The sequence below is a fragment of the Pedobacter polysacchareus genome (genome assembly GCF_019802255.1).
Lineage (GTDB): Bacteria > Bacteroidota > Bacteroidia > Sphingobacteriales > Sphingobacteriaceae > Pedobacter > Pedobacter polysacchareus.
On record NZ_JAHYSS010000006.1, the window covers coordinates 651,273 to 666,603 of the forward strand.

Annotated in this window: 18 protein-coding genes; all 18 read right to left on the reverse strand. The window is 42.9% G+C overall.

Going from position 1 to position 15,331, the window contains the following annotated elements; all coding sequences use genetic code 11:
- Window positions 1-13: 13 nt before the first annotated feature.
- Window positions 14-844 (reverse strand): conjugative transposon protein TraN, encoded by an 831-nt coding sequence (traN, locus tag K7X70_RS20245; RefSeq protein ID WP_073233016.1) that lies wholly within the window; start codon window positions 842-844, stop codon window positions 14-16.
- A gap of 12 nt (window positions 845-856) precedes the next feature.
- Window positions 857-2,077: a conjugative transposon protein TraM gene (gene traM, locus K7X70_RS20250; protein ID WP_073233017.1), complete on the reverse strand. Its 1,221-nt coding sequence runs from the start codon at window positions 2,075-2,077 to the stop codon at window positions 857-859.
- 2 nt (window positions 2,078-2,079) lie between these two features.
- Entirely contained in the window at window positions 2,080-2,367 is a 288-nt protein-coding gene (locus K7X70_RS20255; protein WP_068402256.1) for a hypothetical protein, read from the reverse strand.
- Between the two features lie 115 nt (window positions 2,368-2,482).
- Window positions 2,483-3,103: a conjugative transposon protein TraK gene (traK, locus tag K7X70_RS20260; RefSeq protein WP_199748275.1), complete on the reverse strand. Its 621-nt coding sequence runs from the start codon at window positions 3,101-3,103 to the stop codon at window positions 2,483-2,485.
- Window positions 3,103-4,242 carry a TraJ family protein gene (locus tag K7X70_RS20265; protein WP_233603806.1) on the reverse strand — a complete coding sequence of 380 codons (1,140 nt, stop codon included), beginning with the start codon at window positions 4,240-4,242 and terminating at the stop codon, window positions 3,103-3,105. Before K7X70_RS20265 ends, traK begins: the two co-directional genes overlap by 1 nt.
- A gap of 1 nt (window position 4,243) precedes the next feature.
- Window positions 4,244-5,023 (reverse strand): hypothetical protein, encoded by a 780-nt coding sequence (locus tag K7X70_RS20270; protein ID WP_073233018.1) that lies wholly within the window; start codon window positions 5,021-5,023, stop codon window positions 4,244-4,246.
- A gap of 3 nt (window positions 5,024-5,026) precedes the next feature.
- Window positions 5,027-5,698 (reverse strand): hypothetical protein, encoded by a 672-nt coding sequence (locus K7X70_RS20275; protein ID WP_073233019.1) that lies wholly within the window; start codon window positions 5,696-5,698, stop codon window positions 5,027-5,029.
- Window positions 5,695-6,345 carry a hypothetical protein gene (locus K7X70_RS20280; RefSeq protein WP_124558629.1) on the reverse strand — a complete coding sequence of 217 codons (651 nt, stop codon included), beginning with the start codon at window positions 6,343-6,345 and terminating at the stop codon, window positions 5,695-5,697. The genes K7X70_RS20275 and K7X70_RS20280 overlap by 4 nt, the downstream gene beginning before the upstream one ends.
- A gap of 5 nt (window positions 6,346-6,350) precedes the next feature.
- On the reverse strand, window positions 6,351-7,013 hold the full coding sequence (locus K7X70_RS20285) for a hypothetical protein (RefSeq protein ID WP_068402265.1): 663 nt from the start codon (window positions 7,011-7,013) through the stop codon (window positions 6,351-6,353).
- Window positions 7,010-9,751: a TraG family conjugative transposon ATPase gene (locus K7X70_RS24480; protein ID WP_073233020.1), complete on the reverse strand. Its 2,742-nt coding sequence runs from the start codon at window positions 9,749-9,751 to the stop codon at window positions 7,010-7,012. The genes K7X70_RS20285 and K7X70_RS24480 overlap by 4 nt, the downstream gene beginning before the upstream one ends.
- A gap of 279 nt (window positions 9,752-10,030) precedes the next feature.
- Window positions 10,031-10,342, reverse strand: coding sequence for a DUF4134 domain-containing protein (locus K7X70_RS20300; protein WP_068402271.1), 312 nt, complete (start codon window positions 10,340-10,342; stop codon window positions 10,031-10,033).
- A gap of 43 nt (window positions 10,343-10,385) precedes the next feature.
- The gene (locus tag K7X70_RS20305) at window positions 10,386-10,706 is read right to left on the reverse strand and encodes a DUF4134 domain-containing protein (protein ID WP_068402273.1); all 321 of its coding nucleotides are present in this window, start codon (window positions 10,704-10,706) and stop codon (window positions 10,386-10,388) included.
- A gap of 7 nt (window positions 10,707-10,713) precedes the next feature.
- Entirely contained in the window at window positions 10,714-11,019 is a 306-nt protein-coding gene (locus K7X70_RS20310) for a hypothetical protein (RefSeq protein WP_110829278.1), read from the reverse strand.
- Window positions 11,016-11,381, reverse strand: a complete 366-nt coding sequence (locus K7X70_RS20315; protein WP_110829276.1) for a hypothetical protein — start codon at window positions 11,379-11,381, stop codon at window positions 11,016-11,018. Before K7X70_RS20315 ends, K7X70_RS20310 begins: the two co-directional genes overlap by 4 nt.
- Window positions 11,378-12,013, reverse strand: coding sequence for a ParA family protein (locus K7X70_RS20320; protein ID WP_068402279.1), 636 nt, complete (start codon window positions 12,011-12,013; stop codon window positions 11,378-11,380). Before K7X70_RS20320 ends, K7X70_RS20315 begins: the two co-directional genes overlap by 4 nt.
- A 68-nt stretch (window positions 12,014-12,081) precedes the next feature.
- Entirely contained in the window at window positions 12,082-13,350 is a 1,269-nt protein-coding gene (locus tag K7X70_RS20325; protein WP_222538747.1) for a relaxase/mobilization nuclease domain-containing protein, read from the reverse strand.
- Between the two features lie 2 nt (window positions 13,351-13,352).
- Complete coding sequence (locus K7X70_RS20330; RefSeq protein ID WP_068402283.1) at window positions 13,353-13,754, reverse strand: ribbon-helix-helix domain-containing protein; 402 nt, start codon at window positions 13,752-13,754, stop codon at window positions 13,353-13,355.
- Window positions 13,755-13,763: 9 nt separating this feature from the next.
- Window positions 13,764-14,804: a DNA cytosine methyltransferase gene (locus K7X70_RS20335; protein WP_222538748.1), complete on the reverse strand. Its 1,041-nt coding sequence runs from the start codon at window positions 14,802-14,804 to the stop codon at window positions 13,764-13,766.
- Window positions 14,805-15,331 lie beyond the last annotated feature (527 nt).

The following is a 15,331-nucleotide window of genomic DNA, read 5'->3' on the forward strand; positions in this document are numbered from 1 at the left end:
TTATTTGGACATTTTATAAACTGTCTGCTTTCAGAATATCACTGTATTTCATTTCTAGGGTAAGCACCCTCCCGGAAATCTGTTTTTCAGTCAGTTCAATATTTAGCAACTTATTACCCGGAAAGGTTACCTTTTTCAGGACATAGATATTTCGGTATTGCTTCTTAAATATGCTGTTTGGATACAGTTGCCATACGGGCTTAATTTCTACAGATTGTACGTTTGTTGCTTTTGTAATCTTTTTATCTTCGATTTTGAAGCGCTGTTCGTCCACATCGTAAGGCAAGTTGCTATTGTTAAAATATGTGATATCAAGAAATATGTGATCACCTGCGGCATACACATGGTTCAGTTTGGCCTTTAAACCGAAAGCCTTTGCCTTTCGCACAGACTTACCAGATGGTTTCTGTAGAATCTGAATGGCAAAATCCTGCATCTGCCTGGTTGTTAGTGAAATTCCAGGGACGTCCAGCGGCTGGGTATGTTCCGGTAATATATTCACTTGTGTGGGGACGATAAGTGATTGGTCATCCACATAGCGCAGGTTATATTGAGCAATAAAACTTTCGCCAACAATGGTTACTACACCAGGCTCATCTAAGGGCATCTTGACATCTGGAATTATCTTTAAGCGCAATACATTCTTTAAAGGCAGATCGCCCGCAACTGCGTGGGTGGATATGTCAACATATTGAATGGGTTCGGGAGAAATAAAGTGCAATGAAATATCCCGACTGATCAGAATATCTGGTAGATCTTTGCGGTATACTCCTGCTGGGATTTGTGCATAAAGCCCCTGGGCCACCCATAAGATGGCCACTAAAAAAAAGATTAATTTTTTCATAAAAAATATGGGTTAATACTTGTTCTGAGTGTTTTTGAGTTCTTGCGGGTCAATAAGATAGACCTGGGTGTTATATTTCAGTTTGGCTTTATTGCTACGGATCAGTTTGCTAACCGCCGTTGTAGTAGATTGAAACATTTTTTGCAGCATGCTCATGACTAGCTGGTTATTGTTTTCAGCTTGCTGTTGAATCGTCATACCCTGGCTGGCATCGCTACCAAGTACTTTTGAAAATTCACGGAATGCAGATGCGGGGACATAAAGCCCAGGCAGGCCGTCATTATCGTAGATGTCAAGTCGGACAGGTAGTATATTGTTATTTTGAAAAATGGAGCTAATTGATAGGTTTACCCGTTGACCGCTAAAGCCTGTTATCTGGGCATATAGGTATGTACCTTTTTTAACTAAAAACCGACCTGCGGTCATGTCATCTAACAGACGGATACGTAGACGAGAACCTGCATAGCCAGTGATGTCCTGATCTACTATGGCACGGATAAAACTATCTTCTCCATTAGCTGAAATGGTATTGAAAAGTGCCGTGGACGCCGAAGTTTTAGAAACGCTGAGTTTTTTTTGATTTTTAAGCTCCCGTTCAGCAAGGGCCATCTCTTTTTCTCTGGCTTGTTCTGATTTGTAATCGGGGTCGTTTGCTTTGCCCATGCTGTCGATCAGTGACATTTGTTCCCGAAAAATTTTCATGGGGTCCGTTTGTCCCTTATTACCAGGCACCTCTGATGTGGTAGGTGCCGATTGTTGCTGCTTTAATTTGGAAAGTGCAGTTGCCAAGTCTCGGTCTGTATCGTAAGTTTTTGGTGGCTGTGTTTTAGGGACTGCGTTGGGAAAGGTTGAATGTGATGTGCGTGGTTCGGCGGCTGTGTTACCATATTTCCTTTTCATTTCCCGGTCGATGGAATCCAACATCCTTTTTTCCATTTGATTGTACAGGTCTGGAACTTTTTGCCTGTTGGTTTGTTCGTCTGCGATCCCACCGACTGCTGTGTAACCATCGGCATCCTTGTATTGCTTACGGTAAGCGTCCAACTTATCTTCAATACCTTTGTTTTTAACCTCTTCGGAAACATCCACCAATGTTTCCTGTAGCGTATTTCCATTTTGTTGTACGGGTGCATCTTTTCCAAAGCTGCTTTTCCATGCGTAAAAAAATAAGCATAGGAAAGGAAGTAGGATCAGTGGTAGCACATATCGCGGTTGCTTGAAATTGATCTTCATAATTAGGGTGTTGGTTTAATATTTAGCTCATTATGGATGATTTCCAACTGCTGAATTGCATCTTTGACAAAAAGGCTATCGGCAGCAGTCAGCTTTTCTTTGTGCAGTACTGTGTTGATCTGATTTTGCAGATCAAGCACTTTCTGAAATGCCTGCCCGGCACCTATGATCTGTCCGAACCCCTGGGCTACATTGGTGCCTGAGCTGGAAAGCGATGGCAATGACTTGGGTTCTTTTACCCTCATAACCGTAAAGGCGAATACGCCTGAAAACAGTATAGACGCCAGCATGAGGGCAAATATTTGCGTTGGGTATCTGGAGCTGACGAGTTTCCAAAGAGCCGACAAGCGGAGAAAGTACCCTCCGAACTCTTTTCTGAGCTCGTATAAAAGATTTGGGCGGGGTTTAAAATGAGTTTTTCTGTACATTTTCAATGTCTTTATTTTCCAATGTTTTCCAACGGGTAATAAGTACCGCATGGGGATTGTTATCAGAGCGGATTTTCAGGTCTTTTAGATAACCTTCAGTGACGAGCGAACGAATAATCGTGGAGCTGCGACGGTCTATTTTCTGGCGACCGTAGTAACGGAAATACTTAAGACCCTCATCAATAAAAATTGAATCGGTCTGAAGTGTCAACACAGCACTGGAGGAGAGAATTGAATTGAAAAATCCTTTTTCTTTAAGGTTGTTATACTGAAGTGCACCACTTTCATCGACCAGGTACATCGCTCTTTTCATCTGATATTCGATATACTTATCATCAGGCGTAAGCGAAAAGAAAAGACTGTGGAAAAGGTTGACGTGCGAACGATATTCCGCAGCGCGGTTCATTTGAAGATCAGTTTGCCTGGCTAGCAGCGGTACGCTGTTTGCATCTAGCACGTAGACGCTTTTTCGAGCGTCTGCAACCTGTTTGTAAGCAAACAGGGAAACGATCAGGACGATGACAACGGCCAGGATAAAACTTCCTGCGGACAAAAATGTGGCAAGGCGTACTTTGGCTTCGATATTTTTTACAATCATTATTTCATCATTTTGCTTAAGATTCTGGACATATTTGAAGCACCTCGACCCATCGTGGAAGCAGCAGAGCTTATACCGGATGTAGACACGATCCATGTACTAATGCTGGGAACTGCTAACATGGTAAGACCTCCAATCAAAAAGGTTACGATTACCATCCCGAAAGAGAGCAGGCCATTTCCGGCAAGCCACCCAAGTTTTTCCAAGCGGTCGGCAGAGGTGCCGACAAGCTCTTTGTAGCGGCTTATCTCCGCTTCCATAGCATAATGCTGGAATAAAGAAGCGACGTACAGAACCAGAAAACCGATACCTGTATAAAGATTAACCGAAATGAACCTTGCAACCCATGTAGTAAAACTGTCCCTGAATGCAGGAAGGATGCTGATTGCGACTGAGAATGGCCCCAGTATAATCAGTATCGTAGAAAAGATAATCTGGATAATGAAGATGAGATATACACAGATCCGAAGTACCCATAAAGCCAATGTTTCCAGAATGGAAGTGGCAAGGAGTTGCAGACCGACTTGCATACGGTTACGTAACTCCACAATTGGGTTCCAAACCTCAGCAAAACCTTCCTTAACAGTAGACTTCACCGATTCCCAGGCATTTTGGTACCAGGTATCTGCCTCCTGTTTAGCTGTTTCTGTTTGGGCCTGCACAGTGAGCAGATTATCTGCTACCTGTACCATCAGCTGGGCTCTTTCCAGTCGTAAGTTATTGACTTCTGTTTGGCTGCTATTAAACATAATCTCAGTCTTATTTGCAATTATATCTGTGGGAAAGGAGACCACTCTGGTAAAAGGAGACCACCAAAGAATTACCATGACCAGACCAAACGGACGAAGCAGTGGCATAATTTCCATTTTTTTATCACCCGACATCATTTCATATGACTTAACGGCAAAAAAAATGAGCATGAAAATGGCCGATAGTGCCTGTGCATCTGCAATAAATGCATCATAGTGCGTCCACAGTGTATTTTTCATTTCCTTTAAAAAATGCATCATACCTTCTTCGTAGACCCCGTTGCCTTGCAAAAAATTGAAAGTTTTTTTAAATGAGTCTGGCACATTTCCGGAACCTGATTGCATAAAAAAACCGGCAGTGCCGGTCAGTAAATTGGTTATGTTCATCATGTTAGAGTTTGGATTTCCTTAAAATTTCGTCAGCGATTTGCTGATCGGTTCTGAAACCTTGCCTTTCTACAATGGGCTGGTCCCTGGACTTCATTTTGTTTGTAGATTCACTAAGAGCTAGGAATTTTCTGGCGTACTGTTTTTTTGCCTCCCAGGAAGTATTTAACCGACGATATTCCAAAAGCAGCCTGTGGTAGGTCAGTAGCCTTGAACCACGGTCAAGTGTTGTAGTCATTGCACCGTCCAGGCGTTCCTTAATTCCTGAGGACTCTTCGCGATACCACTCGTAAACGCCGTTGCGAACCAGGTAGTCAATTTCTTTTGCGGGAATTCCAGACATCAAATTTGCATCTTGTTCGTTTAAAAGAGGTTCAAATTCATGACGGTAGTATAGCATCCACAATGGATCGGCAGTAGAAAAAACAGCTGAATAGTTTACCGCTTCGGTTATTGCAGTATTTCTTAAAGTATCAGCATGCAGTTTATAGGCGTTTTCGGTATTTTGCATGGCCGCGGCAAAAGCCAGACGCTGAGTTTGTGGTCCGACAGGTCCCAATGGACGGAGGTCTTTTTTAGGGTAGTTCGGGTGCCACGCCCAGGTAAGCCAGTAGTTTGGATTAAGTCCTAAAAAGCCGCTAGTTGGGGTAAATTTCTTCCTGTCCCATTGTTTGAAAACCATACGTTCTTGCTGGTTAACAATAGACTGGTCTCGAATGATACGCTGGGCTCCTGCAGAAGCGGCCATCCCCAAAATAAGTATGGCTAGAATATAATGTTTCATCGTTTATTGTTTTAAAATTTGATAATTACGGATGATATCATTGGCCATCCGAGTATCTTGATTTATAAAATCTCTATAAGGATTAGCCGTTTTTAACACCCCGTTCATTTTTGCCCAATACATAGATCTACCCATACTATAACATAGTGCCCTCATGACTTTTAATTCCAGGATGACCTTACGTAGTAAAGCATCTCGTTTGTCGTAGTCCATCAACACATTGCCGCCTTCTTTTAAAATAAAATCAGATACTTCGCTAACCAGGGTAATTCCACGGGATTTCAGTTGCCTTGCAACATCCTCGGCAAACAGCAATAAATAGGGCTCGCTGCCTGCAATAGAGATCATGGTATTGCTTTCCTTAATAATCTCTGTACTGATTCGAGCAATCTGTGTGGCGGCTATACCGCTTCTCAATGCTTGATTGACCTGGGTAAGTGAATTATAAATCAAGTTCTGCACCATCACCACTGAAGAGATATTCAGATTTATGTCATCCAAACGATTGTTAATGGTGCTTAGATAATTGTTATGGGTATTTTCTGCTGCCAAACGCACGCTGCCGTTCTCATTAACAATCGCAAAATGACCGCGGTCGAAAACTAATTTTTGCGCATTTGAACTTTCTGTACAAACGAGCAGCAAAAAACCTGCGATAAATAGTTGGCACCTCATGGCGTTGTTGCTTTAAGAATAGAGGCATTACGTAATATATTATCAACAAGCTGTTTATCTTGCTCAATAAAATTGGCAAAGGGGTTCAACGAGCGTTTTCGGTTAGCATGGAACATGGCCGTGGCCAAACCTTTACTAGCCCCTTCTATCAAGCGGAGTTCAGTTAATGCATGTGAAAAAAGAATTTTGCGGTCGCTTGCTTTCATCTGGTTGATGTCGCCGATACTTAGGGCCAGACCAATAATATAATTCACCAACATTCTCGCTCTGTCTGCAAGGTCTTTTTCAGTCTGGAACGCTAGTGAAATCAGAATAGGATTATCACTAGCCAGCTGGTAGATTATATTTTGCTGTCGGATGATCTCTGAAACAACTGGGCTGGCTTCCAGTCCGATCTGTGCGGCATCAATAGCCAGTCCCACAGTATGAAAACGGCTTTGTAATTCCCTGTACTTCGTCTTAAGTTTGCTCATTTGTGTTTTATTTACCTCTTCGTTTGCAGAAGTAACTGCCTGTTTATTTTTAGCTTCTTCCTGTCTGCTATTTTCGCTTTTACTTTCGGCTACCAACTGGTGAATTAGTTCTACATTGAGCTGGCAAAAAGCATGTTGTAGTATCCCGAAAAGCAGGAAGATTAGGATAATCATTCCTTTCATTTTTTTAGGTATTTAGCGTTTCTGATGATATCATTAGCAATCCTTACATCAATATTTATATAACCGGAATAAGGATTAAGAGAATTAAGAATACCGCGCTGTTTCGCCCAAAACATCGTGCGATGCATTCCATAAGCAACACCCCGTAAGATCATCAGTTCGGTCCTGATGCGGTTTAATAATTTTGCTCTTTCGCCAGAATCCATCAGGTTGTTTATGCCACCCTGCAATACAAAGGAGCTGACTTCCGCAGCCAATGCCGTTCCCCTTCGTTTGAACTCGCGAGCACCACCTTCAGCAAAGAGCAGCAGAACCGGGTTACTTTGAGCAATTGAAATAGCCTTGTTTACATCGGAAACAATATCCATGCTGATGTCGGCAATATCCTGAATGGCCAACAAGGATCGTACGGCGGCAGATACCTCACTTAACCCTCGGTAGATTTGTTGCTGCAAATCATTTACGATGACCAGCTGGCCAGTTACTGCCAATTGACCACGTTGGATCAATGTAAGGTTATCATTCGTTCTATTGAGCTGCCCGTTGATAATTCCTGAGTGTGCAGCCATAGCACCCGCCGTGGTTGGGTCCACATAAATCTGGGCAAAAACAGGACAGGCTGTAATAAAAAGTCCTGCAATTAGAAGTGATCGTTTCATACAAAATCGGGTTTAAAATATTCAGTTGAACTTGGGATGGGTATACCATCCTTATTAATCTGGCGGATAAAGGCATCCAAAGGCAATCCGCTTTTTTCCATATCGGAGACAAAAGCTTCCAATCCGCTTTGATAGGTCCCGTAGGTGCGGGTATAGATTTCCACCGCACTTTTTTCCGGTTTTTCGGTAGTATAGGCCAAATACTGAAAAATAGAGACCTCCACGCCGTACACTTCCCCCGAAGCACCCCTTCGGATATATACCTCTTTAAAGCGCCCCCTGTTATCGGTGTTGCCCAGTTTATTAATGGTAAATATCTTCTTTTGCTCGATTTCAGTAATGGCCAGGAGTTTGCCGATCTCCTTGTAATTCTCTTTGAACTTGCTCTGGTCTAGCAGGCAAATGGTATCCGAATTGTTCAGTATACTATCCTTGACCACTGCATTGCCGATAATATCCCCCAATTCCTGGGTGACCACGATGGCCTCGCCCCAAAATTTACGGACAGTCTTATAGAGGTACAAAATGTACCCTGCCATTAAAGGTGAGGCGATTGCCTTCCACGCCTCTTCAATTATGAGGGCCTTTCGCTGATCCTTACGATGTCTCATCTTCTGGATGAACACATCCATAATGATCAGTGTCACTATGGGAAACAGAATACGGTTCTCCTTAATGGCATCAATTTCAAAGACAATGAACCGCTCGGAAAAAAGGGATGCGTCGGCAGGCTCGTTGAGGATACTTTCAAACTCTCCGCCACGGTAAAATTTCTTTAACACGTACCTGAACTCGTCCAGGTCGAACGCAATCCTTTCCTCGATTTTGATCTCCGGTATTTTCCCGAGTGCGAACTCATAAAAACTATTAAAATCAAGAGCGGTAATTCCCGTCCGTTCATGCCTGATACTGCCCAGTTTCTTTTCCTCGTTTACTGCGGAAAAATATTTTTGATTGAAAGCAGCCTTAAACGGAGTCGTATCAGGATCTTCTGCCAGCAGGACTTCATCTAAATCACTGATTTCCAGGTTAAGCAGATTATCATCGATCACATCGAAGTCCATATCAAAAAGAGGGTTCTCCTTCATGCTTTCAAAGACACGTTTGCGTATGCTGAAAAGCTGTTTATGGGATAGGCCGGGATACCCCGGATTGAAATATCGGCTATAGTAGGCGGAGATTACATTGGAAATGACATCACGCTCAACCGAGCTTATGGTCCCTTCGGCACCCTTCCACAACAGGCTGACCAGGGTAATCAGAAAATCCTTTTTTTCTATATTGTATTCACTTTCAGCAATGGCAAAGGGGTTCATCGTAATCGGCTTGCTGTCCGACCAGGTAATGTACTTGCCCCGGAAATAATCGCACATCCCGGAATAGGAATGCCCGGTATCCACGATCACCACATCCATGTTATAGAGCATATACTGCTCAATCAAGGCGTTCATAAAAAAACTCTTCCCGCTGCCTGATGGGCCGAGCACAAATTTATTTCGGTTATTGATCCGGTTGGTGCGCATGGGCAGGTCTGCGGGGTCTATCCCCACGGGAATACCTTGGCGGTCGGTAAAGCGAACCAGGAAGTCCGAGGGTTCATCTTTTAACAGAGATTCCTTAAAAAAGAAGCAGAGGGCAGCATCGGCGGTTGTCAAAAACCAGTCGTATTTTTTTAGTTCTACACCATTGCCAGGCAATGCGCAGCGGAAAAGTTCTAACTGATTATAGGCGTTTCGTGATGGGATAATTCCCTGCTGAAAAAGTGCTGCATCAATATAATTAACAGCCTTCCTGATTTGTTCTTCCTCTGCACATACGATCATGGAATAATGGGCATTGACGAGCATTTGATTTTCTCTTGCTACATCAACCAGCAACATATCTATATCCTCAACGCAGATGAGGTTGGCCGGATCGGGAACGCCTGAATGGCGTTTACGTTTCAGCTCTAGTTTATTGAGTGTTAGCTGTTGTGGTGGTATCTCTAACAATTGGTTATAAATGATAACACGATATCCAGGAACCTGATGTAAAAAAGAAAGGTTATCTACCGGAAAATCCCGCATTCCTTTGTTATCCTGCTTTTCGGTGTAGGGGCCTAACTTTTCCGGTAGATCCACCGAATCGGTATTGACCATGCTGATACAACGGATGGCCAGATTACCCAAATTCAATTGTTCATCCCCACAACGCATATTATTAAGAGTGGTATGGGGCGAGGCAAACTCCATGCTAAGCACCTTACTTATGTATCGGTTGATTTCAACCTCATTCAAAAAGCTTGGGTTGAATCCGGCATTGGCTAGCAAATCTGAAATTTTAATCACGTTCTGAAAGAAATCTGACAATACTTTTTTATCATAAGTATAGAAAGCACCGCGTTTAACCTGCTTGGTAATAATCAGGTAGGATTTAATGTCTGTATATTCTCGTCCTTCAAAATGTGCGTGATACTTCTGTTGTAAAAATTCGCTCTGATTTACACCCTTATATTTCCTGCGGATGAAAACATCCTGCTTTTGTATTATGTGTCCTTCGCCTAGAATCTTAATGATGTTTAGCAATACACTTTGATAAGCATTGTAAGCATCAGGGTCGGCGCCGTATTGCGGCACCGGGTTACTAATGTGCAGGATCATGGAGAAATCACCATTCTCGCCGTACAATAGCTGTAAGCCATTATAGGTATCGATCCCAGCAAAAGGAATTTTAAATCCTGTTTTTCTTTCTCGCTGCATAGTTTAGTTTTAAGTGGACTGGATGGATAAAAATCCCTGTGTTTCGGGTTTTGGAGTGGAGGCCGTCTTTCTGTCGAAAAAAGGTATAGGTGAGCCCAGCTGAGATCAGGGCAATGGTCAAAAAACCACCTAAGTACATACTGGTGAGGGCTCCAATAAGGCCTCCGATTATCAGACCTCCAACTAAGGAACCTAATCCCCAATAAATGAATTTTCCTTTGAACCCCCGGTAAATAAGGGGCTTTTGAAGCCCCTTATAGATTGCATACTTGGCGATCATTATACGCCGAAAAATGCTTTGATTACCACCGATACGAGTACCAGGAATAAACAGGAACCGCCCCAAGACATAAGTTCCTTGTTGATGTCCTGGTCCCCCGCGTTCCATTTGATGTACACGCGAACCCCACCGATCAATCCAACTACCGCACCGATAGCCAAAATCAGCGTAGATACTGGATCTACGTAACTCGTCAGCGAAGAAGTGGCGGCGTTTATACCGATGGAACCTCCGCCTTGGGCAAACGAAGATTGAGCTGCAAGCATTGAAAATGCAGCGATTGCAAACAGTTTTTTGTTGTTTACTGTCATGAATTGAGAAATTAAATGGTGAATGAAAAATTGAAAAGGCTGTTTAATGCACCCCGAACAGGGCTTTGAGGGCTGCCCCGATGATAGAAAGGAAGAGGCAGGAAAAGAACCAACCCATCACTTGGGCGTCTATATGATGTTTGCCGGATTGCCAATTGGCATATACCCGAAGACCGCCCAGTATGCCACTGATGGCACCGAGGACAAGTACTAAGTCAGAAAGGCTGAAATACCAACGATGCATTTCTCCACTGACCTCATAAAATTCACTGATACCTGGCGGTGACTGGGCCGTTGCCAAAAAAGGCAGGGCAAAAAAAAAGACAACCGGAGTTGTCTTTAAAAGTGGATACTTGAATTTCATCGTTGCCTTAATAAGGTATGGCTTTGGTGTACTCGATGACCTCGGACTGGGCCAGAGCGAAAAGTTGTTGAAGTCTTACTCCTCCAGTGCTAATAAGTGGGCCAGAAGATATAACCTGCCGGCTTTTGGGTTCGGGTGCTACTTCATCAGAGCCGACCTGTTTGGGTTGTGTTTCTTCAGAGAATACGAGTTCGTCCTGGCTCGTGCCTGTGATCGGTTGGCCTCGTGACTTTATCATGTCAAAGAGGATGTTAAACAGGTAATAAAGGGAATAGACAGCGGCAATGCTGAGTAGAAATTGTGTCCAATTCATAATTTGATGGTTTTAATGTTTTCTTTGACGTATTCTATAAGTTCAGGGTGGGTAAGAAGAAAATGTTGCAAGCTGAATGCGATTAGTTTGTTCATATCAATTGCCTTGGCAATTTTCAGTTGCTTCAATAGAAATACTGTGCGGTCATCCAGGCGGATCAGCAGTTTTTCCGTTCCTATCAGTTCAAAAGTCAGGATACTTTCAAACAGGGTGTCGAGCTTTATGTCAGGAGGCTTTTTAGTTAATTTATTTATAGGTTTCAGTTTAAAAGATATCTCGCCGTCCTCTATTTCCTTGTCGGGATGTCCATCTTTTTTAATCGTTTCTCTTAGCTCGTCGGCTAATGATTTTATCTGGCTCATGTATGGTCCTCCCAATCTAGATACTGGTTATAGATAAGATCAAGCAATGGCAATACGACCGGGTATAAAATCAGTGGTGTTTGGAAAGTGCTGATCCGCTGAAAATCCACGCGGTCAGCAAGGCTTGGAGCAACCACCCCAAAACGCCGCAGTACATTTTCAATTTCAGTCTTTGTTTCATATTTCACTGTATTTTTAACACGGTTAGGAATAAATATGAATGGGGCCTTATCATTGATCTTCCGTAGCACCATTGCAAACAGTAAGGTCGAATCCACAGAAAATTCATCATAGGCGAAAGGACAAAGGATAAGGTCACATGCAGCAAACAAAGGCAGCAATCCGTCATCATCCATTTTTCCGGGGAGGTCGATCAATATGATTTCGCCAGATCGGTTGCTCAGTGCATTGTGTAGGGATGGAAAATGTTTAAGATCAGCTGGAACAATTTCATAAAGTGGCTCATTTTCCAAAATTTTTGCCTTTTGAGCTTTTGTGGCCAACGACTGTTGATAATCCATATCCAAGACAGTGACGTTACGCTTTTTGATTTGAGTAAGGTAATTGGCCAAAAGTAGCGTAAGCGTACTTTTGCCCGCACCACCTTTTTGATTGCCTAATAGTATTAGCATAATAATAGTTTTTTAAGTTTTTTTAGGGGTGTTATTTTAGAAAGGTTAAAGAACCAGGTCGCGTTAAGTTATCGGGTATTGGTTCTGGCTTTGCGCTTACGCTGCCTGTTACGACCAAGTATAGCTTCATCGTCGATGTCATCGGCAATATCCAAATTGATTTCTGGGAACCAGGTTGTAGGTGCTGGTTCTTCTGTAAATCCTGAAACCTCTGAAGACTTGTCTGGGGGAATTGAAGAATCGGTATCATCTTGTTTGACCGTTTCGCTTTGTAGGGTTGGGATTATATCATTATTATTGAAATCCCCGGCCGACTGATCTGGTGCAACATAGAAATCAGAATTATCCGGTTTGACAGTTTCACTTTCGACAGGTGACTCATTTTCTTGCTGAAGATCGCTTGATGGCTTAAGAAATTCGGCAATTGGCATCAGTTCGCCGCCTTTGTAAACGGTCGTTCTTGCATGGTCTATTACAGTGTAACCGTAGGGAGGCAATCCCGGCTTTCCATGATAAAGGATCTGTAAACCAAACTTTGAAGAAAGTACTTCTGCGAGCTCTGAAGTATATCCTGTCGGTTTGGCTGCATTGCCTCCGGGGAGTGGTGTTATTAATGGAACAGCAACTGGACTATGACTTAGTCGGTATTTTTCAGTTATTGCTCTTAGCTGCGCTAAGCGATCGATGTTTTGATTGTAAAGACTAATCTTAGCATCAACTTCAGAAACATCAATGTTTCCCTGCAACTTACCATACTTAAAAAGCTGATATTGCCCTCCCGTCAATTTCAGGGAGTAACCTTGGCATTCCAATAGCATCATAAACTGGGGACGGGTTGAAAAATTGTAACTCATTGCCTTTTCCAGGTCTTTGTTTACTGTCTCTTTTTCATCGAGTCCCATTACTTGATTTAAAACCTGGTAAGCGCGGATTTTTTCGTAGCTGTCATTTATCTTTTTTCCATTTTCATCTACGCGGGTAGAGACAATATGAATATGATTATTGTCCGTGTCTTTATGAAAGACCAATAAGTAAGGCTGATTTTCATAACCCATCCCTTTTAACCAAGCAGTAGCAATTTCAGTGAGTTGTTCCTTGCTATGTGATTTTCCTTTACAGGAAATGACCGCGTGGAACTGCGGAAATTTAATCCTTGCGCTTGTTTTCGATCGAGCTTCGAGGTAATTAATATAATCTTTTGGTTTGAGATGTTCCAGGGCTTGCAAGGCACCGAAATTTTCCACCTTCATTAATTCTCCTTTATCGTTTTCTATTTTGGTTGTGTTGTAACTTACGCCTCTAAACGTAGCAGAGGGCAGAAGGATTTTTACAATCATGGTTAACCTTTCATTAAGCGGATAACTTGGCGAATACTTTTTTCGAGCTCCTGCTGTACGTGGATGTATTTGCCTAAAAGACTATTAAATTCAGTAGAAATACTTTGACTTAGCATGCCCTGTTTGTGAAGTATATTAGCGTGCCTGGCTAATTGATTTATATTATTACCTGATCGGCCAAGTTCTGTTCCGATGTCATCCAGTTGTTTCATCAGTTCTTTACTGTTCACAAGCATTTTGGTTGCATTTTGTAGTACCCGAATGCGAACTATATCGGCACGACTGATACCTAGTGATTTTTCTAACTCTATGAGTTGCTGCAATTCCTGCTCGCTTAATCTTAATTCAAAACGGCGGGTTTTAAGTACAAACCCCTTGTCAGTAGGCTTCTTGCTGTTCCCCATAGTTAATAATTAAGGCTTTTGCTCAATGGACTGGATAGCGCGGAATATTTCTAGTGCGACTTGTGGTACAATTGCATTACCGTAAGCTTTTACACTTTCGGCTCTCCATGCTGAAAAGGTAATTCCGTCCAATTCGCTGGGAAGCCCATCATCGCCGCCACAAAACGGGGGTTCAACTGGCCATGCCTCCCAGCTGGGAATTTGGTGTTGCCAATCTGTGCTGCGGTGGGTAAAATTCGGATCAGGCGTTCCAATATGGAGGCTGGCAAATTCCCCGGTTTCTGTTTGTACCGTTTCGATTGGGTTTGAAGTGTGTAGTAGACCAGAAAATCTGTCAAAGATACTTGACCTCCGTTTCCCTTCGCGTTTTTGCGGTTCGCCAATTGTCTGCCTTCTTTTACCTGCGCCAGTGTAACTCCCATATTGCTGATCTCTGTAGCTGTTGGTGTGGGCAACAAACCAGACCCGGTCTCTCTGGTGCGGGGCGTTAAGGGCAGCAGCCGGAATACAACAAACGACTGGTGTGCCATCTTTAAGCTGCGGTAATACATATCCTGCTGCGCTGATTTCTGAAATAATGCTTCCGATAACTCTTCGCTGGAGTCTGATAATGGTACTGTCCGCTTGCAAGTTACTGTCCTGACAAAAAAGCTCAACCGCTTTAATTTCCATTTCAGAAAGACTGTCTGGTTCGAGAATGCTGAAGAGGCCAGCAACGTTTTCAAGAACAATCCACTTGGGTCGTGATTCTTTAATAATTCTGCAAGCCTCTGGGAAGAGATAACGGTCATCCGCTTTGCCCTTTCGCTTTCCGGCCTGACTGAATGGCTGGCAGGGAAATCCCCCGGAGATGATGTCAATGTGTCCTCTATACTGAGCTGCGCTGAATTGAAAGATGTCGTCATAATGATGGGTGTTTGGCCAGTAATGTTTTAAAATGGTCTGGCAAAAAGGATTCCTTTCGCAGGAAAAAACATTCTGCCATCCAAGCCATGTAGCGGCGATATCAAAACCGCCGATTCCACTAAAAAGGCTGCCATGTCTAAACATAAGCGGCTACTTTAAATTTGTGGCTAAGCGTTGGGAGAAGTGGGCACGGTGAAGCCCTGACGACCTTCGTCATGATAGAATTGCTTAACAGCATAGGCTAAATATTTAGGGTTAGAAATTGGATTTGGGCGATTGTCTTAGTGCGGTGGTATGAACGCTTTGCCGGAAAAAAAGGGAGTTGCGACCTTTTTTCTTCCTTAACTACCTTTCCCCAAAGGGGTTAGGCAGTTAAGGCAAGTTCGTTTTTGTCCACAGACCAGCCGAAGGCGGGCTGTACGGACAAAAACACAACTTGCCCAATAACAAACAAAAAAAGGCAGTTATACCATTTCGATGAAAATTGGGACGAATGCAATGAAATGTGGGGGTAATTCCAGGATGTATAAACAGATTGTTGTATAGACAAAACCCTTTATTGTTGCATATTGGTTTAGATACATATAAGGATACTGTCTTGTCCGGAAATAGCTTTACAGTTTTTGAATGATTTTAAATAAATTAAATTATGAAAATTGTAAACCGTTATT